Source organism: Paraglaciecola arctica BSs20135, from assembly GCF_000314995.1.
GTDB lineage: Bacteria > Pseudomonadota > Gammaproteobacteria > Enterobacterales > Alteromonadaceae > Paraglaciecola > Paraglaciecola arctica.
The window spans coordinates 162,967-183,308 of the sequence record NZ_BAEO01000015.1 but is presented as its reverse complement, the minus strand read 5'-3'; the positions used below and the strand labels follow the sequence as shown (position 1 = coordinate 183,308).

Below are 20,342 nucleotides of genomic sequence, written 5' to 3'. Positions count from 1 at the left end.
TTGGTGAACATTCTCAAATGTAATTCTTTGTAACTTTTACATCTCGTTGCAAATAAATTGGGATAGACTTGCGCAAGTGACAAACAAAATTAGGCCATTTTAGATATGACAACAAGCCCCCATTATCCTCATTTATTCGAACCTCTTGATCTTGGTTTTACTGAGCTGACAAACCGCGTGCTGATGGGCTCTATGCATCTTGGTTTGGAGGAAGAAAAACATGGACTTGAGAAGTTGGCTGCATTTTATGCAGAGCGGGCGGCCGGCGGTGTGGGACTTATTGTTACTGGAGGCGTGAGTCCAAATCGACAAGGTTGGTTATTGCCTTTTGCGGCTCGTATGAGCAATAAAAGACACGCCAAAGAACATCAAGTAATAACTGAAGCTGTGCACCAGCAGCAAGGTAAAATTTGTTTACAAATATTGCATTCTGGACGTTATGGCTATCATCCATTTGTGGTTGCACCATCGGCCATCAAATCGCCGATTAATCCTTTTAAACCTAAAGCCATATCAAAAAGAGGCATTGTCAGCACTATTAATGACTACGCCAATTGTGCCGCTATGGCCAAACTCGCGGGATACGACGGTGTCGAAATTATGGGCTCAGAGGGTTACTTTATTAATCAATTTTTATGCCCGCGCACTAACCAACGAGATGATGAATGGGGTGGCAGTTTTGAAAACCGTTCACGAATTGCCGTAGAAATAGTCAATGCTGTCAGGCAAAAAGTGGGCACTGATTTTATCATTATATTTCGTTTATCTATGTTGGATTTAGTAGAAGGTGGCAGTAATTGGGATGAAGTTGTCGCCCTAGCAAAGTTAATCGAAAGTTGTGGTGCCACTTTAATCAATACTGGAATTGGGTGGCATGAAACAAGGGTGCCGACTATCGGTACTATGGTGCCACGAGCTGCATTTACTTGGATTACCGAGCGTATGAAAAGTGAGGTAAGTGTGCCGCTGATCGCAACTAATAGGATCAATACCCCTGAAATTGCCGAAAAAATATTAGCCAGTGGTCAAGCTGATATGGTCTCCATGGCTAGACCGTTTTTGGCAGATGAAAACTTTGTACGCAAGGCTCAGCAAGGCCGAGCAGACGAAATTAATACCTGTATTGCTTGTAATCAAGCCTGTTTGGATCACGGTTTTGCCCGTAAACGAGCCAGTTGTTTAGTGAATCCTCGAGCAGGTTACGAAACAGAACTAAATTTCCCTTTGACAACACATAAGAAAAAGTTGGCTGTGGTAGGGGCAGGGCCGGCTGGTCTGGCTTTTAGTTGTTACGCCGCTGAGCGTGGACATGAAGTACATTTGTTTGAAAAAAGCAGCGAAATTGGGGGCCAGTTTAATTACGCTAAACGTATTCCAGGTAAGGAAGAATTTTTTGAAACTATACGTTATTTCAAAAAGAGATTAGAAGTTACTGGGGTTCATTTACATTTAGATAGTCAACAAAGTACTGAATCCTTAGCTGATGCTAAGTTTGATCAGGTGGTGCTTGCTACAGGCATCAAACCAAGAGACGTCAATATCGAAGGCATACAGCATCCTAAAGTTTTGAATTATCTTGATGTGTTAAGAGACAATAAAACGGTTGGCAAAAAAGTGGCGATTATAGGGGCTGGGGGCATAGGTTTTGATGTGGCTGAATTTTTGGTAGAAGAACATTCATTAACAACACAGCCTGAACAATGGTTAAAAAACTGGGGGATCGATAAAGAATACAAACATGCTGGCGCATTAACCGACGCCATTATAGAAGCGCCTGCCAGAGAGGTGTTATTACTGCAACGTAAAACCACTAAAGTAGGCAAAGGACTAGGTAAAACCACAGGCTGGATCCATAGGTCGACGCTACAAAGAAAACAGGTGCAAATGATTGCTGGTGTTGATTACGTAAAAATTGATGACCAAGGCTTACACATTAAAGTGAACGACAAACCGCAAATATTGGAAGTGGATAATATTATTTTATGTGCCGGTCAAGAACCATTTAGAGAGTTGCAACAAGGCTTAGAACAAAGAAACATCAAAACTCATTTAATAGGTGGAGCCGATGTAGCCGCGGAACTCGACGCAAAAAGAGCGATCAGGCAAGGTGCTGAGTTGGCGGCGATTATTTAGGAATAGGGTTTTAGATGTATCAATTTAACAAGACCATGCTGCTGCAATTGGGGTCGCTATGGATGACTTCCCGTTACACAATCGTCTTAATCTTGATCGTTGTGGCGGGCATGAATTTGCTGAGTTGGGTTATCACTTTCATGTTGCCGAACCAGGTAAAAATGCGATTATTGCCTGTCATGTTGGAGAAGTGGGCTGTGCATTAGATAATGATTCAGCTTTGTGTGATGCATCTGTTCGACCACCAAGACGGCCTCGTTAGCTGCATGCAGTGACTTTTAAAAGCTAAGACATATTAAATGTCTTAGCTTTTTTTGTATTGTTTCTACCCGTTCACTTGAACCGTGTTCACCTCAGGGACTAGAGTGCTGTTCTTAGCGTTACCTTTTAGTTTTTCAACCAACATATAATTGATTGGCACTAAAATGAGGGTGATAAAAGTCGCAAACAAAATACCAAAGGCCAAAGACACCGCCATAGGTATTAAAAATTGTGCTTGAGTCGACTTTTCAAACAATAACGGCATTAAACCAAAAAAAGTGGTTAAGCTGGTGAGCATAATAGGCCTAAATCGCGAAGCTCCAGCTACGACTACAGCTTCCATTAGTGTGCCACCTTCAAGACGTTTTTTATTGATAAAGTCTACCAATACTAGAGAGTCGTTCACCACCACGCCTACTAAAGCTAACATGCCGAGTATGCTCATTATGGTCAACTCCATCCCCATTAACCAATGGCCCATTACTGCACCTATCATGCTGAATGGGATCACACTCATAACAATTATGGGCTGAATATAGGATTTGAACGGGATAGCCAGTAGTAAGTAGATAGCAAAGAAAACCATTAATAAACCTATACCCAATGAAGAAAATGACTCTCGTTGCTCGCGGGCTTCACCTTCCATTTTCCATGTTATACCTGGGTATTGATTGACCAGTTGCTGTACAAACTCAGATAATTCCGCCTGCAATACAGTCATATTGGTATTGAGTTTTTCTACATCAGCAGTCACGCTGACGGTACGAAAACGATCGATGCGGGTGATTTGTGATGGACTTTTACCTGGAATAAGGGTTGCGACATGAGATAAAGGTACCGAACCACCTGAAGGTGTTTGTATTAGGATGTTTTGTAAGTCAGACAAAGAACGGCGCTCATTGATGGGTAATCTTACCATTACCCTTACATCATCACGGCCACGCTGAATACGTTGTACTTGGCTACCAAAGAAAGCATTACGTACTTGATTGGACACATTCACCCGAGTCAGTCCTAATGCCTTGCCTTGTTGGGTCAACTCAATTTGTAATTCTTCTTTACCGTCAGATAGGCTATCGGCTATCTCAAATACTGTAGGGTAGGTGGCAAGTCGAGTTTTTATTTGATCGGCAATTTCTTGCAAGGTTACCTGGGAATTACCACTTAATTGTACATCAATAGGATCTGATGAACGTCCCAACTCAGCTCGATAGGTAATACTTTCAGCTCCTGGGATAGGGCCAATGAGTTCACGCCATTCACGAACTAAGTCCGCAGAGGTAATGGAGGACTCTCTTTGTTCTGGCGGTATAATTTCAAAGCGCACTGAACCTACATTAGACGAACCACCACGACCACCTGTAGAAGCTAATACATTGAGGATCACGCTTTGACCAGTATCTTTGTCGACATATTTATCACGTAGTTCTTCGGCTTTATCAGACATTTTGACTATGTATTTATTGGTGACTTCAAAAGTGGTGCCAGTGGTCATGGTTAAACTTGCTCGGACTGTTTCACTAGGAACGCGTGGGAAAAACACAAACTTAGTCCATCCACTCATCAACAACGCCAATATAATAGAGAATGTTCCAACAAAAACGGCAAGGGTTGCCAATTTATTGCGCAAACTGAAGGCTAACAAGGGTTGATAATACTTTAAAATAGCCGCTTCAAAACCATCAGCGAAACGTTGCTGCCATTGCTCAAGGCGATTACCTTTTCCTGACGTTGAATTACGTAGTTTGATGCGTTTAAGGTGTGAAGGTAATACAAATTTAGACTCGATTAATGAAAACAATAATACCGGAATAACCACCACTGGAATTTGTGCAAACAATGCGCCACGGTTTCCTTCAATAAAAGCAAAAGGCAGAAAGGCTGCAACAGTGGTTAAAATACCAAAGGTTACGGGGGTGGCTACTTCTAGCGTGCCTTTAATGGCCGCTTCTTCGCCAGATTCTGCGGTTCGCAGATGGGTATAGATGTTTTCTCCCGTGACTATGGCGTCGTCCACAACTATGCCCAGCACCAAAATAAAACCAAATAGACTCATAACGTTTAGTGTCACGCCAAAAAACGGCATGGCTAAAAACGCGCCCATAAAAGATACTGGGATCCCAATAAAGACCCAAAATGCAATGGCAGGGCGCAAAAATAGTGTGAGTAGAAGTAATACTAAGATCCCCCCTTGCAGCGCGCTACCAGTAAGAGTTGCAATACGGTTTTTAACGATCTGCGAATCGTCATCCCAATAACTTAATTCGTAACCTTCGGGCATCAAAGGTTGTTTGTCTTTTACATATTGTTTAACTTTATCGGCTACTTCCACCGCACTTTGTTGACCAATTCGGTAGACATCTATAAAAGCGGCTTGTTTGCCATTAAACCGGGTACGTATCGGGGTTTCTTCAAAACCATCCTGAATATCGGCAATATCTTTTAGTCGTAAAATAGAGCCGTCACTGTTGGTTTTGATTGGAATATTGGCGAATTCATCTTTGCGATAAGCTTGGCCTTTTGAGCGAATTAATACATCGCCCCCGTCGGTTTTGATATTACCTGCGGAAATATCGCTACTTGAATTAGCGACTGCAGACGATACCTGTGCCAAGGTTAAACCATACTGGCGTAATCGGTCTTGAGGGATTTCTAAGGCAATTTCATAATCACGTACACCAGATAATGCTACTTGAGTGATACCGGGAATACGTAATAAATCATCGCGCACATGTTCGGCAAATTCGTTGATTTCTTTTTCACCATAAATGCCCGAAATCGTCACTGCAATCACTTCGCGTGTTCGCTGAGCTAAAGATACAACCGGGTTTTCTGCATCTGCCGGAAAGGTATTAATGGCGTCTACTCGTGATTTTATATCGGCCAGCATTTCTCGGGCGTCATAATCAGAGTCTACATCTATAGTAATTCTGGCCGAACCTTCAGATGAGACACTGATGATTTGTTCTATGCCTTCCAAATCTTGTACCGCTTCTTCGACTAAAATAGCCACACCCAATTCGGTATCTTCCGGAGTAGCACCACGTAAGCTTACTGAGACACTAATAGTATCAGTTTCAAATGACGGGAATACTTCAAGCGGAATGCGACTGGTCAGGCTATAAACGCCAGCAAATAATATAGTGATCATTAGCAAATTAGCTGCTACATGGTTTCGGGCAAACCAAGCAATCATGTTCGTTCTCCAGTCTTAGACGATGGGATAGAGATAAAATATAGGCTCATTAGTGACTACTTTGTGTGTTGGTTGCAGCAGAGCTTGATCTTTCAGCTGACCGTTTCGCGCGAAGCTCGTCTACTGTGATCCCCATTTCTTTTGCCATTTGTTGTAACTTTGCTTCCTTTTCAGGGGAAGGTTTGCGCTGTGGCTGTTGTTCGCCAGCAATACTCACACGAGTACCAGAACTTACTTGACCTAAAGGTGTGGTTACTAATAATTCACCTGCGCTAAGACCGTTTTCGATAATCGTTTTTTGACTGTTCTGCCAACGAATACTAATATCACGCCTTTTTAATAAGCCATTTTCCACTACGTACACATAACTGCCTTGGTAAATTGCACTGTTGTTTATCACAATGGCATCATCCAGGGTTTTGCCTTGCACTTCAGCATTCACATATTGTCCTATCTTAATTGATGGGCCTGGATGTAATTTTGGGTTATAGGGATCTTCAATTTGTGCGACTATGTAAAGTTGTTGGGCGTTGCTATCAATAGCAGCTTCAGTACGAGTGATTTTTCCAAGCCAAGTTTGATTTTTACTTAGGCTAGAGGTAAATCGTGCTTCTATAACAGACTGTATACTATTGTTAGTACGGTACTCTTCAGGGAAATTAACTAAATCAATATCGCTGTTGTTTATAGGTAAACGAATTTCTACCGAATCCGTAGAGTAAATTTCTGCCACTTGGCTGTTTGCGGGTAGTACTTGACCAAAGTCGACCAGTTGCTCCAGTATCCTACCGTCATAAGGTGCGGTAATTTCGGTTCTTTCTAAAGCCAATTTAGCTATGGTTAATTGGGCTTCGGCGGATAATAAACTCGCTTGAGCCGCTGCTAGTTGCGGTTTACGTAACACGAGATCGCTTGGTGTCTGACTCATACCTAAGCGTTTCCAATCGGTTTGCGCTTGTTTGGCATTGGCTTGTTCTTCTAGAAGAACTTGTTCGGCTGAAAGTAAACCCGCTTCGGCAATTTTTACATCTGCAACATAATCCCGTTGATCGAGTTTAAGTAACACATCACCTTTGGAAAAGAATCCACCATTTCTAAATTGTGGGCTTACATAGTTAATTTGCCCCGAAACTTGTGCCACTAAGGCATTTTGAGTTCTGGGGTGCACAGTGCCAAAAGTGTCAACAACTACAGTAAAGTGTTCTGGCTTAAGTTGTGTGACTTCGACTGTTAATTGTGATGCGCCAGAGGGGCCTCCTCTTTTACTTTCAGGAGGATTGTTAAAAATAACGTTGGCGATAACCAAGGTGATCACTAATATAGCCAGTGGAATTAACCACTTTTTTACCTTACTCATTGATTAACACATCCTCTAGTTTGTTATCTTGTAAATTTTTGGTATCAGCAAAATCGCCGCCTAAGGCAACATGTAAGTTAATGCGATTGGCGAGTAATTGATTTTTAATTTGGATCAACGCACTTTGGGCATTGAATGAACGGCCTTGTGCTTCCAGCACAGTAGTATAAGTAACCAATCCTCGCTGATATTGTTCAAAAGCTAAGGTTTCAGCTGCTGCTGCGTTTTGCTGGGCGGCTAATGTGGCTTGGTAGCGCTGTTTTAAACTATTTTCTGTGGTGATGGCATTCTCTACATTGGAAAACGCATTGTATAAAGTATCGAGATAAATTTGCTCTTGTTGCTTAAGGCGCAAGCGAGCGATCTCTTCATTGGCTTTTAGATCTCCTGCTTTAAACAGTGGGGCAGTCAAGCCTCCCAACAAAGACCAAGCTAAAGAAGAGCCCGATAATAAATCCGTTAATTCATCACCACTATCAGTGAGCGACGCTCTCAGGTTGATACTAGGAAAACGTTGTTTATGAGCGAAGGCCAATCCTGCATCTTGGGCCAATACTTGATACCAACTGGCCTGTAATTCTGGTTTTCTACTAATAATATCTGATGGCATGCCTAAGGGAATATCAGATGTTAGTAAAGGCAAAGTAAGCTGCTCAGAGTTTAAGTTGGCGTTTGGATAACGACCTAATAAACGCTCTAAACTTCTAGCTGCCTGTAATTGTGTGGCCTCTTGTTGGGCTAAGTTTGATAATTCGGTATTCAGTTCATTTCTTGATAGGTACACGTCTAGCGCGCCATTAAGACCTTGTTGATAGCCTGATTCTATAATGTCTAAATTTTGTTTAGCATTTTTAACTCTTTGTTCAAATAAACCAGACAGCTGCTTTGCGGCAATCCAATCAAACCAACTTGTGACCACGTTTGCTACTAGTGTTTGCCTATCTTGCTGATACTTTGCTTTAGCAGCTAAATAGTTCAAATTAACTTGTTTTTGCGCAGCAGAAAGTTTGCCCCAAATATCCAATTCATAACTGGCTTCAAGTTCGAGACTACTGCTATTGCTGATACCGCCATTTGTTGACTTGGAGCGCCCTGTACTCAAGCTTAAATCTAGCTCTGGCCAAAAGTCAGCATCAGCTTGTACTAATTGTTGTTCCAATATTTGCACGTCATAGGCTTCTTGGCGCAGGGATTGGTTTATGTTTAGTGCTTCATCAACTAACAGACTTAACTGAGGTTGACTGAACTGCGCAAACCAATTGTCTGAAATAGGCGATGTTTTTTCGCTGAATTGCCAGTCTTGTGGCACTTGTGCACTACGAATGCTGTTGTCGACTTGGCTGGTGTTAGCACAACCACAAAGCATAACCGCAATAAATAATGAGGGAGTTAACTTCACTGAATATATAAACCTTAGAAAAATCAAAGCTAAGATTAATCGATTCTAGCTATATGAAACAGTTCTTTACGCAACTTTTACATTAGATCCCATCCAACTTGTTTTATTGTTGATTGGTCGTAAAAATGTGTTGGCTCTGAGCCTAAATCAGCCTTAACTAATTCTTTATTAATCTCTTCTATTTGTGCAGCGGATAAATAACGGGAATAAAGATGCACTGTAGTTTGGCTACAGCCGCAAAGTAAAAAGGCCACCAGTAACAGGAATTTCAAAATACCAGTGGCCTTATAGTTATTGTAGGACTTTGATTTTCTCAATATTGGAATTCATAGCTGACTGGTCGTCGTTAGGTGTATCCATTCGAAAATCTAACTGCACAGTCAAACCCGTTTGTCTTTGTGCTTGACCACCTTGAATTCGTGGTTTGTAGGTCCATTGTTTTAGTGCTCTCACAGATTCTTTGTCGAACACCAGTTGTGGAAAAGATTCGAGTACTTGAATATTGTCAGTTGTGCCATCTTTGGCAATATCAAACTGCAATATGACTGACCCTTCTTGTTTATTTTGTGCGGCCTCGATAGGGTATTTGGGCTCAATTCTGATCACTGGTTCAGCCATTGAAGGTTTGTCTACTGAGTGGCTCGTTTCTGCTAAATTTGCTAACGCGACTCCGGCAAGCAATGTACTACTTAGTGCGATTGATAAGCCAATTAATGCAGGTTTAATTTTTGCTGGGTTTTTAATACTGGCGATACGTTTAAACATGGTGTTTTTTTCTCCGTAGGGTGAATAAATAGAAAAACTGTGTAATGAACGTTCAGCGCATTGCACCAGTGCTTTGCTGTAGCTGATTTTATCTTCGGTTGTTGACTGTTTGAGTACGGCTGCGTCACATGCAAGTTCTTGACAGCGCCTAAATGCGCGGTACGCCAGCCAAGTGAGTGGGTTGAACCAAAAAACGGCCACAAACAATAGGGCAATCAAGTTATAAAGGTTATCGCATCTATGAAAGTGCACTAACTCGTGGCTTATCATTAACTGTTGTTGGCGCTCGCTGAATTGGGTATGGAAACCTTCTGGGATAAGCAAGGTTGGTCTAAATATACCGCTTAGTACTGGGCCCGCTAATTGTTTGTTACTGACTACGGTCAAGGCCTTGGGCAGCGCTACACTAAGTTCAACTTTCTTAGATCCGATCTGTGTTAAGCGATAAATTTTCCATTGTGCAAATGCGCCGAGAGATAAAATTGAAAAGGTTCCACAGAACCATAAAAAATTCCAGCTAAGGCTTGTATTTACAGTCTTTGTTGCTGCGCCTATTTCAACTACATAACGGTAAATAGATTTGTCATCCACCGCGATAACATTTTGGGGGAGGTTGTTAGCAATCAATAATAAAGGCACTAATAACCAAAGTGCGTAAATTACATTAGCGCCTAAGCTTTTTATTGCTTTACCTTCTAGGGTTATCAGAATTAACAACAACATGCTAATAGCCATTTGTTGCTCAACTAGCCAATTAATCATTGTCTTGCTCCCACTTTTTAATCAGTGACTTAAGTTCATCTACATCTTCTTTGGACAAAGAGTCTGAGTTGGCAAAACCCGCTACTAATGGTGCTACTTTTCCACCAAACAAACGGCTTACTAAACTATTGCTTTCTTTTTGGGTATAAGTGCTGCGTTCTACTAAAGGGAAATACAAGTAACTACGTTGCTGTTTGTCGAAATCGATAACCTGCTTTTTTACCAATCGACTGAGCAAGGTTTTGACGGTTTTTTCATGCCACGCTTTGTTTTGGTTTAAACGTTGGATAATGTCGTTAGCTGAAGCAGGAGATTGTTCCCATAATGCATCTAGCACTTCAAATTCTGTTTTGGTAATATCTGTTTGTTTTGCGTCGGTTGTCATAGTAGAGTCTTCAAATTGTTTGTTAAGTTGATTACATTTGTAGTCGATAACTTAAGATTACACATGTAATCTTAAGTGGCAAGTTTTTATTTTGAATTTAAAGAAATTTTAAAGCCTCTAAATATAAAGATCAGAGGCTTCATTTTCACTGAATCAGATATTTAGTCGATAAAATAAAAATTATTCCGACATTTTGTAACTAAGCTGTTAGACTATGTCACGTAATTCAATATCTACTTGCGTAATGGTGATAGCGCAAGTGGAATTAAACTATTTCACTACAAGAAGAGAGTTCAAAATGAGTAAAGGTACAGTAAAGTGGTTCAATGCAGATAAAGGTTTCGGTTTTATAGCTCCAGAAGACGGAAGCAAAGACTTATTTGTTCACCATTCAGAAATTCAAGCTGGTGGCGGTTACGCTACTTTGACTGACGGCCAAGCTGTTGAGTTTGAAGTTGGCGAAGGTCAAAAAGGCCCATGCGCAAATAAAGTAGTTCCTTTATAAGAACCACTGATAAACTAGCGATTTAGGCTTGTAGTTTGAGCCGGGTCTTAACAAACAATTTGTTAAGACCCTCGCTATTTGATTTTCAATCCTCGTTCGTTATCTTCGTTACCAATTCAAGCCAAGTAATTACACTTTTTAATAGTCCTGCTATATATTTAAATTATTGCTGTTTTTACAGATCCTAAAACTTCATTGACGTCAGATCGATACTATCTTTCGATACTTTGAGTACGCTACCTTGTTCATACCAATCTCCAAGCACAATACGTTGGGCTGATTGATCATTTATAACGAGTTTATGAATAGCAGGCCTATGTGTGTGTCCATGAATAAGCCTTTTTACTGCAAATTTTTGCATGTAGCTTGTCACTTCTTCTGGTGATACATCCATAATCTCTTGTCTGAGCTTTGATTGTTTTTGTTTGCTGGTCGCGCGACCTTTTATAGCAAGCTTTCGCCGTATTGATAAAGGTAAACTCAACATGATCCTAGGCCACCACCAACTGCGAGCCTTTTTACGAAAAGCTTGGTAGTCAATGTCTTTGGTGCAAAGTTCATCACCATGCATTATTAGGGTTGGTTCGCCGTATAAATCTATTACTACTTGCTCTGGTAATATTTCAAAACCAGCTTGTTTAGCAAAACGTTGGCGGATCAAAAAGTCTCGATTACCATGAATAAAATAGACAGGCACGCCAGATTGTTTTAAAACATTGAATGCCTTAGCAATATTTAAGGTAAAGCTGTTTTTGTCATCGTCGCCAATCCATACCTCAAATAGATCTCCTAATACATATAATGCATCGGCTTGAGGTGCTTGTTCACGTAAAAAAGCATATAAACATTGATTAATATCGTCTCTGTCAGCAGATAAATGGAGATCGGAGATAAAATAAGTAAAAGGGAGTTGTGGGGTCAGAGTCATTGATTAATCAGATTCAAAAAATTAAAACGTTAAAGCAGTAGTGGGGTAAGTACAGTAAGTGGGGTAAAATCAATGACTCTGACCCCACTGAACCGTATTATTCGACTATTTCAGCCTTTTGAATAACAACATCTTCCACTGGCACATCTTGATGATAGCCAGAATTACCTGTCGCTACAGCTCTAATTTTTTCAACCACATCCATACCTTCAGATACTTCAGCAAATACGCAGTAGCCCCAGCCATCACCGCTTTCGCTGCGGAAATTTAAGAAACTATTGTCACCCACATTAATAAAAAATTGGGCTGTTGCTGAATGAGGTTCGTTGGTACGCGCCATAGCTACTGTGCCAAGATTATTGGCTAAACCATTGTTCGCTTCGTTTTGGATTGTCGCTTTGCTTTCTTTTTGTTCCATGCCCGGTTCAAATCCGCCACCTTGGATCATAAAACCATCAATCACTCGGTGAAAAATAGTGTTGTCGTAAAAGCCTTCTTTTACGTAATCCAAAAAATTAGCAACTGTAATTGGGGCTTTGTCGGCAAACAACGTTAGGGTGATAACGCCATAATTTGTATGGATTTTAACCATGAAATAGATCCTTAATTTAGCAAGATAAAAATAATATCCACATTCTAGCCTAAAACCTAAGTTTTTTTAAGGCTTTAACAACGATTGGCAGATGCAGCATAGGTTTCTCAGTGTTAGAATCGCGTTTTTAGATATTCACTCATCAGAGGATTTTGATTCAATGTTACATATATACAACACTTTAACCCGTCAGAAAGAGCAATTTAAACCATTGCAAGCAGGTAAGGTGGGTTTGTATGTGTGCGGCATTACTGTGTATGACGTTTGTCATGTTGGCCATGCGCGCACCTATTTGAGTTTTGATCTGATGGTACGTTACATGCGCTCTCGTGGACTCGAAGTGAAATATGTACGTAATATTACAGATGTAGACGATAAAATTATCTCAAGGGCAAATGAGCAAGGTTTAACGCCAGAGCAGTTTACCGAGAAAACCATAGGGAGAATGCACGAAGATTTTGCTGCTATTGGTTTGTTAGAGCCTGATGTTGAACCTCGGGTTACTACACATATGCCTGAAATTATTAACGTGATCCAACGTCTTATTGATAAAGGCTACGCCTATCAAGCACCAAGTGGTGATGTGTTATTTGAAGTTAATACCTATGCCGAATATGGCAAGTTAGGCCGACAAGACTTAGAACAGCTTAATTCTGGCGCACGGGTTGAAGTGGTTGATGAAAAGCGTGACCCATTAGATTTTGTACTTTGGAAATCAGTTAAGCCAGGCGAACCTTTCTGGGAGTCTCCTTGGGGTAATGGTCGCCCTGGTTGGCACATTGAATGTTCTGCCATGAACCATAAACATTTAGGTGAACATTTTGATATTCATGGTGGTGGTTCAGATTTGATTTTCCCTCATCACGAAAATGAAGTGGCGCAATCCTGCTGTGCATTTGACACCCCTTATGTAAATTATTGGGTGCACACAGGTATGGTACAAGTGAACCAAGAAAAAATGTCTAAGTCCTTAGGCAACTTTTTTACGTTGCGAGATGTTTTAGATGTATACGATGCCGAAACCGTACGTTATTTCTTAATGTCTGCGCAGTACCGCAGCCAGTTAAGTTATTCAGATAGTTTTATTCAGCAAGCTCGTTCAGGGTTGGAACGTTTATACACTTCTTTACGTGATGTTACGCCAAATATGAACGTGGATATTGCCATGGGTGATTATCAAACACGTTTTAATCATGCTATGGATGATGACTTTAATACCCCTGAAGCCTTTGCTGTCTTATTTGATTTAGCCAAAGAAATCAATAAGTCGACCGGCCAACAGGCTGCAGATTTAGCCGGTGTGATGATAAAGCTGGCAGATATTTTAGGTATATTACAACAAGCACCGAATGAGTTTTTACAAAGTGCAGCAGGTGGTGAACAAGATGATGTGGCACAAATAGAAGGACTCATTAAAGCCCGTAACGATGCTCGTGCTAGCAAAGACTGGGCCGCAGCTGATTCTGCACGTGATGCTTTAAATGCTTTAAATATAGTGCTTGAAGACAATGAGAATGGCACAACTTGGAGGCGTGGATAAAAACATCAGCTGTTTGAGTTTTGACTCTATGGCAAAAATTGAATTAGTGCTAATTGTGGAAATTGCTCCCGGTAATTTGTGCATTTAGCACTTTTAGAGTTGATACACTCTGTACTATCGCTATTGTACATATAAAAACGACTGCCAGATTGTGATCCCACCCAAATTGTGACAGTGCCAAAAGTGGTTCGGCCTTACTGCCTCCCCAAAATATCCAATGCCGCAAATCAAAAAATGTAGGCAACAAAGAATAAGTAACTAAATCGTAATAAAGAAAGGCAAAGGGTGTGCAGATAATCAGCATGAATTTGTTATTCTTAAATATCATTAAAAAACACAAAGCTAACACTGATAATAGCCAATTTAAACCGCTGCCCATTAATGATACTAAGCCTATTTCTTTTTCGTTTAACGATACCGAAGAAACTCGGACTACTGGTTTAAACAATATATTTTGAGCTAGGTAGTCACGGCTGTTTTCGATCCGCAAATTGGGACGTGGGGGAACAAACATTGTTTGGGCTATAGCACCTTTAGGCCATTCAGCTTGTTTAGAGCTGTCGAATTTAGGATAAATTTGCCAGCCCGGCCAAACTATTATACGAGCATTCTTTTTTCCTAATAATTGACCTGTCATTGCGTGCCCAAATTCATGGGTAACTACTGATAAGGGCAAAACTATGCATATCAGTAGAGTCGCTACCAATAATTTATATAGAGGGGGCATATTCTAATCTATTCACGTGCGACTAGATTTATAGACTAAGTGGCCGTCATTAGGTTCACTTACACATTTGTTGCGTATTTTATTGCGCATCTTGTCGCACATCTTATTGCACATTTGTTGCACATTTCACTAAATGAATATTTGCTAGACTAGTTAAGCTTAATTGATTGCCTGAGGTTAATGGAGGGGGACGATCATCATTGAGTATTTATTTACTTTTTAAATTTAAAAGGAAAAACTTATGGTTGATTCAATTGGCAGCGCAAGCTTCCGCCCGCCACCACCTCCATCAGGCGTAGGCAGTCAGTCTAGCCTAACGGATGATCAAACTGCTCTTATAGAAGAAACATTATCGGGTTACGATGCCGACAATTTAACTGAAAGCGATGCTGCCAGTATTGTTGAAGCTTTTGCCGATGCCGGTATTGCTCCTAGTTCTGCGTTTGCCGATAAGCTGGCTGAAGTTGGTTTCGATGCGCAAGAAATTGGTGGTTTAGCAGGAGCTGATCGTGCTGGAGCTGGTCAGCCACCACCACCGCCAAGTAGTTCAGGTAGTTTAGATTTGACCGATGCCGTTGATTATCTTGAAACTTTGTTTGAAGAAAAAGAATACAGTGCAACGGATAATTCTACTATTGCAGCTCAGTTAGCCGAGCGTTTTGGGCTATCTGAAGGTGAGTCGTTGATTAATATTACTGTTTAGTCCTGTTTTGTTTGTTATAAAAAGGCAACGAGAGGTGTTCCCTTGTTGCCTTTTTTTTATGCCTATTCTAATAAAATAAACAATTAAGCTATATCCAGCGCCTAACTTGCTTCTTGTACTGCAGATACTCTTCACCAAAAATACCTTCGATAATACGTTCTTCAGGTTTTATTTGAAATTGTGTGATGTAAAAAATAAAACAGGGTAGGGCAATAAAACCATAATAATTACCAAATTTAAAAATAGCTGCGATTATTATAAGCTGCATACCGAGATACATAGGGTTTCTGGTTAGGCGATAAATACCACCGGATACCAAACATCTGGCTTTATGGGGGCTTTTAGGATCAATAGTCGTTTTGGCTTTTCGAAACTCCCAGATCCCCGCTAAAGACACCAATACGCCGGCGACAACAAGATACCAATGTAGCCCAAATAATATGGATGGAAAGGCCAGTAAAGGTAAATAGTGACTGCATCCATAAACCAAAATAATAGTAAGTAACAATATTATGGGTGGGTGGATTTTCAGTTCAAGCGCTTTCATCGGCAGGTGTTTCCTAGGGGGCTTGTTGGCTTGCTAATGAATCTTTCCAACGTTGCTGTGATACATGTTGTTTAATTAGCTCTAAACACTCGTTAACGATCAATAATACTTCTTGATCAAGCATATGGTCTTCACTAGTAAAACGCCCTAAACCATGCTCAACAAAATCATCAATTTTTTCAGGGGTGATGTCTTTTAAAAGGTTAATAATCGATTGTGTGACGATATCGGTGACCGATTGCTCTAAGGTTTTTTCTATAGTGCTACCCAAGATTGGTAATAGTTTTAAGGTGGACACCTGTGAATTACTTCTTACCGCTTTACCTACACTTTTGTGCACATGACTACGTACCGATTCACCATGTTCGTTGTGTTCGATTGATTCTCCAATATGCACCATTACCGACGATATCCATTGAGTTAAGATCGGCAAACGTGTGGCTATGACTTGTTGGCTGATATCTTCTATTAATGGTGAACCAGCAGCGATATCCTTTTGCGCATCAGACAACACTTTAACAACAATACGATCACTGAGTTCTTCAACAAACACATCGTAGTAAAATATGATAAATCGATACACAGCTGTGTTGCGCAAATCGATAATTTGGTATTTTTGGAGTCGATAAAAAATTGAAAAAATCCGCAAAAACCGGAATATTCTTGCTCCGCCTAAAGGAATACAACCGATTAAATCGTACCAATGAATAAAGGGAAAAAAGTACCAGCGAACATAAGTCTTGCGCACTAACGCTGCCACCCAACGGACACAAAACTCAGAAAGAAAAATAACCACAAAAGCTAAATCATAAAGCACAAAATTTTCATGGATAGGCGCATACCCTGTGACTAGGTCTGGAGAGATGGACGCCAATATGGACTTAAAATCTTGGGTCGAAAATAAGCCATCAAATAATAGCCAAATTAAATTGATGATGAGCAAAGCAAGCATCAACAGATCGACTATTATCCATGGCCCTTCGTGGCTCGCTTTAAGTTTGGAATAACTGAAGTTAAGCATTATTAAAACAGCCGTTTGTGTATATTAAGTGCGGGTTACATCAACAAAAATTTTCAATTTCTGCCCGGGCTGCAAGTATTTTTTTAGCTTACTTTGATTCCATTTTTGTAAATCACTGACTTTAACATTAAATTTTCCGGCGATACGGGCAAGTGAATCTCCATTGCGAACAGTGTAGGTTAACGAGCGCATCACCGCATCTTCACGTTGCCCTTTGGTTACGTTCTCCACCCAAATCACTAACGTTTTACCTGGGCGCAGCATATCTGTTGGGGCCATGCCATTCCATTTCGCCAGTTTACGTAAATTGACTTTGTATTCTCGACTTAGATCCCAAAAGGTATCGCCACTTTTCACCAAGTGCTTGAGTTTGTATGAGCCACTTTTCTTGGACTGAGTTTTAGCTAAGCGCTGATCTTGTGACAAGGAATATGAATCTAAAGATTTTAACGCTACCGGAATAACCAGATGTTCACCGGCAATAATAACGTTACTTTTTAGCTCATTAACTTGGCTTATGATATCTGTGGTGGTGTGATATTGCTTGGCTAGTTTTAATAAACTATCACCACTTTTAACTTGATGTCTGACCCAATTTAAGCGATCTGAGCTATCTGTTTTTGCCAGTTCATCAGTAAAGTTTTCAACTCTATCTATGGGTAACAATAAATGATGGGGCCCATTGGGATCAGTGGCCCAGCGATTGTATCCGGGATTAAGTGCATGTAACTCTTTCACCGTAAGTCCGGCCATGTCCGCTGCTAAGGCCAAATCAATTTGTGAACCCACCAAAACTTCTTCAGTCAATGGGATGTTATCAATTACGGGCCAGTCAAAACTATACTTGTCACTGTTAGCTAAAATGTCGGCTAAAGCTAGCAATTTAGGTACGTATGCCCGAGTTTCTTTGGGTAAATCTAAGTTCCAAAAATCAGTGGGTTTACCTGCTTTTTTGTTTTTCCGAATGGATCTCTGTACCCGACCTTCACCACTGTTATAAGCGGCTAAGGCATGTAACCAATTTCCATCAAACATTTCCACTAAATAATTTAAGTAGTCGATCGCACCTTGGGTGGATGCCATCACATCTCGACGGCCGTCGTACCACCACGTTTGTTTCATACCAAAACGTTTACCGGTAGAGGGAATAAACTGCCACATGCCAGCTGCGCGACCATGGGAATAAGCAAAGGGGTCGAAAGCACTTTCAACTATAGGCAATAACACTAGTTCCATTGGCACATCTTGTTGTTCAATTTTTTCGACTATTAAGTGTAAAAAAGGTTTAGCCCTTAAAGCGACACGTTTCATATAGCTGGGATGTTTGAGGTACCAGTTACGCTGCGCTGCAATACGTTTGTTATCTTCAAATGAAAATCTAAGCTGACTACGCACTCGTTGCCAAACATCTTTAATTTCAACCTCAGCAGCTGCCTCGGCTATTTCTTCAGGTACTTCAACGGCCACTTCAACTGGTTCAACTGGGTGAGTAATAGGTATGGTGCCTGATTGAGCCGACTCACAATCAAAGTGGTCTTCTGCTTGTTCTTTAGAATGCTCACAGGAGACTACAATTTGCTCAGCGATTTGGTGTTCTTGTTCAAGTTGACTTGCTTGATCATCACTTTGTGTTGTTGCATTACAAGCAGACAAAGTGCCAATTAAGACTAGAGATAGGAGAGTATATGAACGCAATGTTTTTCCTTTTTATTATTATCTACTTTAATTTGTTTTTTATCTTATTAACAGGTGACATATAAACGTTGCCTTAAATGCCTATTTTACCCACTAAAAATTATCTTTCCAACTTCTTAACGAAGCAAAAGTTTCTTGTTTTGATGTTAACCTTGTTCCTAAATTCTGGCTTACATTGGTTACTAGCTCTGGACTATCACAACGTAAAAAAGGATTCACCGCCAACTCTTTCTGAATACTTGATGGCAGAGTAGGGGTGTTTTTTTTCCGTTGTTGCATGGCCCAATTTTTATATGCCATTAATGCTTGATTATTTGGTTCTACGGCCTCTGCAAATGCAATATTCGCCATTGTGTATTCGTGGGTACAATAGACAGCAGTATCAGCTGGAAGTGCCGTTAACTTGGCTAAAGAATCAAACATTTGCTGGGGTGTGCCTTCAAATAAGCGCCCACAACCCGCTGAAAATAAAGTATCACCACAAAACAAACCTGTATCACCATAATAAGCAATATGATCTAAAGTATGTCCTGGCACTTCTAAAACTGAAAATTTAACGCCTAGACTAGCTAGTTCTACATTATCACCTTGGGATAGGCGAACAGTAATTTGTTTTATTTCTTTATTTTGGGGACCGTACACAGGAATATTGGGAAAGGCTGCTAACAGTGCGTCTATACCACCTGTGTGATCCCAATGATGATGAGTAATGAGAATTGCTGATAATGTTAGCTGATTATTTTGGCAATAAGTTATAACAGGTGCTGCATCGCCAGGATCTACCACAACACAATGAGTTTGGTTATGTAGACACCAAATATAATTATCATTAAATGCCTTGATGGGGAAAACGCTTACAGACATATTGTGTCTCCTTTCATTAATATTAGGATTAACAGTTTCATACTTTTAGAGTACCATAAATTCTATGAGACCAGCGCTAATCAAAAATCATCCAACCAAACCAGAGTTATGGCAAGATCTTCCTTTAGGTGATGAGCTAAAAAGTTTAATTGAAAGGGAAATAGCTGAAGTTAGCCGTAAATTTTTTGGTTATCATTTAGTTCGTTTAGGGCATTTAAGTAGCCAAATTGAACTCAATTCGTGTCCGATAAAGCATCAAATAAATATTACATCCAATAACCAAACTTATACGAGTTTAGTTGCGATGTCTGATGATTTGCCTGTGAGTGAAAACAGTGTTGATGCATTCCTGTTGGCTCACGAACTCGACTTTGCCAAAGATCCTCATCAAATTTTAAGAGAAGTAGACAGAACAATTATGCCCAATGGCTATGTGGTCATTACTGGTTTTAATCCCCTTAGCTTATGTGGGGTATTTAAATATTTACCCTTCAACAAAGGCAGTGTATTACATGACGCACGCTTTTTTAGCTGCGCTAGGGTAAAAGACTGGTTGCAGTTATTAGGTTTCGAAATAGTTGATGTTAAACACTTATTGTTTAATGAATTATTTTTACAAAGAAAACTTAGAGCTTCCTCAAAATGGAACCAATGGTGTCACCAAAACCTATCTATGTTGACTTCTATGTACGTGATTGTTGCCAGAAAGCGAGAAATTCCCTTGTCGTTAATCAAACCCAAATGGAAAGCTAAAACTAAATTTTCAGCGGTAGGCGCCAGTGTTAGAAGTGGCGTGATGCAAGTTGAGGCCCCATGGAAAACAGAGAAATAAAAGATTTTTACCACAGAGAACACAGAGCGCTTCGCTACACAGAGGAATAAATAAATTTTCTTTTCTCTGTGCCCTCCTTTTCCTCTGTGGTTAATCTTCTTTTAGCTTTTAGAGCCCCAGCCTTAAAAGA

Annotated in this window: 19 protein-coding genes; 6 read left to right on the top strand and 13 right to left on the bottom strand. The window is 40.4% G+C overall.

The genetic code is table 11. From position 1 onward, the window contains the following. Positions 1-105 precede the first annotated feature (105 nt). Positions 106-2,133 carry an NADPH-dependent 2,4-dienoyl-CoA reductase gene (locus tag GARC_RS06690; RefSeq protein WP_007618120.1) on the top strand — a complete coding sequence of 676 codons (2,028 nt, stop codon included), beginning with the start codon at positions 106-108 and terminating at the stop codon, positions 2,131-2,133. A gap of 58 nt (positions 2,134-2,191) precedes the next feature. Next, complete coding sequence (locus GARC_RS06685; RefSeq protein ID WP_007618118.1) at positions 2,192-2,395, top strand: hypothetical protein; 204 nt, start codon at positions 2,192-2,194, stop codon at positions 2,393-2,395. 63 nt (positions 2,396-2,458) lie between these two features. Here the strand turns inward: GARC_RS06685 and GARC_RS06680 are convergent, their stop codons facing one another. The 6 genes from GARC_RS06680 to GARC_RS06655 all read right to left on the bottom strand — a co-directional run bounded on the left by GARC_RS06680 (position 2,459) and on the right by GARC_RS06655 (position 10,258). Next, positions 2,459-5,590 carry an efflux RND transporter permease subunit gene (locus tag GARC_RS06680; RefSeq protein ID WP_007618117.1) on the bottom strand — a complete coding sequence of 1,044 codons (3,132 nt, stop codon included), beginning with the start codon at positions 5,588-5,590 and terminating at the stop codon, positions 2,459-2,461. A 49-nt stretch (positions 5,591-5,639) separates the two neighbouring features. Continuing rightward, positions 5,640-6,947, bottom strand: a complete 1,308-nt coding sequence (locus GARC_RS06675; protein ID WP_007618115.1) for an efflux RND transporter periplasmic adaptor subunit — start codon at positions 6,945-6,947, stop codon at positions 5,640-5,642. Next, positions 6,940-8,313, bottom strand: coding sequence for an efflux transporter outer membrane subunit (locus tag GARC_RS06670; RefSeq protein WP_052151477.1), 1,374 nt, complete (start codon positions 8,311-8,313; stop codon positions 6,940-6,942). Before GARC_RS06670 ends, GARC_RS06675 begins: the two co-directional genes overlap by 8 nt. Positions 8,314-8,423: 110 nt before the next feature. After that, positions 8,424-8,618, bottom strand: a complete 195-nt coding sequence (locus tag GARC_RS26925; RefSeq protein WP_007618112.1) for a hypothetical protein — start codon at positions 8,616-8,618, stop codon at positions 8,424-8,426. A 19-nt stretch (positions 8,619-8,637) separates the two neighbouring features. Beyond that, complete coding sequence (locus GARC_RS06660; protein WP_007618110.1) at positions 8,638-9,873, bottom strand: M56 family metallopeptidase; 1,236 nt, start codon at positions 9,871-9,873, stop codon at positions 8,638-8,640. After that, complete coding sequence (locus GARC_RS06655; protein ID WP_007618106.1) at positions 9,866-10,258, bottom strand: BlaI/MecI/CopY family transcriptional regulator; 393 nt, start codon at positions 10,256-10,258, stop codon at positions 9,866-9,868. The genes GARC_RS06660 and GARC_RS06655 overlap by 8 nt, the downstream gene beginning before the upstream one ends. Before the next feature lie 298 nt (positions 10,259-10,556). Between GARC_RS06655 and GARC_RS06650 the strand changes: the two genes are divergently transcribed. Then, positions 10,557-10,763 carry a cold-shock protein gene (locus tag GARC_RS06650; RefSeq protein ID WP_007618104.1) on the top strand — a complete coding sequence of 69 codons (207 nt, stop codon included), beginning with the start codon at positions 10,557-10,559 and terminating at the stop codon, positions 10,761-10,763. Positions 10,764-10,947: 184 nt separating this feature from the next. Here GARC_RS06650 and lpxH read toward each other — a convergent pair whose 3' ends face one another. Next, positions 10,948-11,691: a UDP-2,3-diacylglucosamine diphosphatase gene (gene lpxH, locus GARC_RS06645; protein WP_007618099.1), complete on the bottom strand. Its 744-nt coding sequence runs from the start codon at positions 11,689-11,691 to the stop codon at positions 10,948-10,950. Between the two features lie 97 nt (positions 11,692-11,788). Next, the gene (locus tag GARC_RS06640) at positions 11,789-12,283 is read right to left on the bottom strand and encodes a peptidylprolyl isomerase (RefSeq protein WP_007618096.1); all 495 of its coding nucleotides are present in this window, start codon (positions 12,281-12,283) and stop codon (positions 11,789-11,791) included. Positions 12,284-12,443: 160 nt separating this feature from the next. Here GARC_RS06640 and cysS point away from each other — a divergent pair, with 160 nt between their 5' ends. After that, a complete protein-coding gene (gene cysS, locus GARC_RS06635; protein ID WP_007618095.1) occupies positions 12,444-13,823 on the top strand; it encodes a cysteine--tRNA ligase in 1,380 nt (459 codons plus the stop codon). 49 nt (positions 13,824-13,872) lie between these two features. Here the strand turns inward: cysS and GARC_RS06630 are convergent, their stop codons facing one another. Further along, positions 13,873-14,460 (bottom strand): hypothetical protein, encoded by a 588-nt coding sequence (locus GARC_RS06630; RefSeq protein ID WP_153810878.1) that lies wholly within the window; start codon positions 14,458-14,460, stop codon positions 13,873-13,875. 331 nt (positions 14,461-14,791) lie between these two features. Between GARC_RS06630 and GARC_RS06625 the strand changes: the two genes are divergently transcribed. Next, positions 14,792-15,253: a hypothetical protein gene (locus tag GARC_RS06625; RefSeq protein WP_007618083.1), complete on the top strand. Its 462-nt coding sequence runs from the start codon at positions 14,792-14,794 to the stop codon at positions 15,251-15,253. Positions 15,254-15,341: 88 nt separating this feature from the next. Here GARC_RS06625 and GARC_RS06620 read toward each other — a convergent pair whose 3' ends face one another. The 4 genes from GARC_RS06620 to gloB all read right to left on the bottom strand — a co-directional run bounded on the left by GARC_RS06620 (position 15,342) and on the right by gloB (position 19,380). Then, complete coding sequence (locus GARC_RS06620; RefSeq protein WP_007618079.1) at positions 15,342-15,800, bottom strand: methyltransferase family protein; 459 nt, start codon at positions 15,798-15,800, stop codon at positions 15,342-15,344. Between the two features lie 13 nt (positions 15,801-15,813). Further along, a complete protein-coding gene (locus GARC_RS06615; protein WP_007618078.1) occupies positions 15,814-16,821 on the bottom strand; it encodes an ion transporter in 1,008 nt (335 codons plus the stop codon). A gap of 24 nt (positions 16,822-16,845) precedes the next feature. Beyond that, positions 16,846-18,516 (bottom strand): LysM peptidoglycan-binding domain-containing protein, encoded by a 1,671-nt coding sequence (locus GARC_RS06610; protein WP_039988929.1) that lies wholly within the window; start codon positions 18,514-18,516, stop codon positions 16,846-16,848. Positions 18,517-18,609: 93 nt separating this feature from the next. Then, positions 18,610-19,380: a hydroxyacylglutathione hydrolase gene (gene gloB / locus GARC_RS06605; RefSeq protein WP_007618076.1), complete on the bottom strand. Its 771-nt coding sequence runs from the start codon at positions 19,378-19,380 to the stop codon at positions 18,610-18,612. A 64-nt stretch (positions 19,381-19,444) separates the two neighbouring features. Between gloB and GARC_RS06600 the strand changes: the two genes are divergently transcribed. Beyond that, positions 19,445-20,212, top strand: coding sequence for a methyltransferase domain-containing protein (locus tag GARC_RS06600; RefSeq protein ID WP_007618075.1), 768 nt, complete (start codon positions 19,445-19,447; stop codon positions 20,210-20,212). Positions 20,213-20,342 lie beyond the last annotated feature (130 nt).

Bases quoted from the DNA above. Each gene is read 5' to 3' on its own strand.
- GARC_RS06625 (WP_007618083.1), top strand. From the start codon at position 14,792: ATGGTTGATTCAATTGGCAGCGCAAGCTTCCGCCCGCCACCACCTCCA.
- lpxH (WP_007618099.1), bottom strand. From the start codon at position 11,691: ATGACTCTGACCCCACAACTCCCTTTTACTTATTTTATCTCCGATCTC.
- GARC_RS06640 (WP_007618096.1), bottom strand. From the start codon at position 12,283: ATGGTTAAAATCCATACAAATTATGGCGTTATCACCCTAACGTTGTTT.
- GARC_RS06615 (WP_007618078.1), bottom strand. From the start codon at position 16,821: ATGCTTAACTTCAGTTATTCCAAACTTAAAGCGAGCCACGAAGGGCCA.
- GARC_RS06630 (WP_153810878.1), bottom strand. From the start codon at position 14,460: ATGACAGGTCAATTATTAGGAAAAAAGAATGCTCGTATAATAGTTTGG.
- GARC_RS06690 (WP_007618120.1), top strand. From the start codon at position 106: ATGACAACAAGCCCCCATTATCCTCATTTATTCGAACCTCTTGATCTT.
- GARC_RS06660 (WP_007618110.1), bottom strand. From the start codon at position 9,873: ATGATTAATTGGCTAGTTGAGCAACAAATGGCTATTAGCATGTTGTTG.
- cysS (WP_007618095.1), top strand. From the start codon at position 12,444: ATGTTACATATATACAACACTTTAACCCGTCAGAAAGAGCAATTTAAA.
- GARC_RS06620 (WP_007618079.1), bottom strand. From the start codon at position 15,800: ATGAAAGCGCTTGAACTGAAAATCCACCCACCCATAATATTGTTACTT.
- GARC_RS06600 (WP_007618075.1), top strand. From the start codon at position 19,445: ATGAGACCAGCGCTAATCAAAAATCATCCAACCAAACCAGAGTTATGG.
- GARC_RS06680 (WP_007618117.1), bottom strand. From the start codon at position 5,590: ATGATTGCTTGGTTTGCCCGAAACCATGTAGCAGCTAATTTGCTAATG.
- GARC_RS06650 (WP_007618104.1), top strand. From the start codon at position 10,557: ATGAGTAAAGGTACAGTAAAGTGGTTCAATGCAGATAAAGGTTTCGGT.
- gloB (WP_007618076.1), bottom strand. From the start codon at position 19,380: ATGTCTGTAAGCGTTTTCCCCATCAAGGCATTTAATGATAATTATATT.
- GARC_RS06655 (WP_007618106.1), bottom strand. From the start codon at position 10,258: ATGACAACCGACGCAAAACAAACAGATATTACCAAAACAGAATTTGAA.
- GARC_RS06675 (WP_007618115.1), bottom strand. From the start codon at position 6,947: ATGAGTAAGGTAAAAAAGTGGTTAATTCCACTGGCTATATTAGTGATC.
- GARC_RS06685 (WP_007618118.1), top strand. From the start codon at position 2,192: ATGGATGACTTCCCGTTACACAATCGTCTTAATCTTGATCGTTGTGGC.
- GARC_RS06670 (WP_052151477.1), bottom strand. From the start codon at position 8,313: ATGCTTTGTGGTTGTGCTAACACCAGCCAAGTCGACAACAGCATTCGT.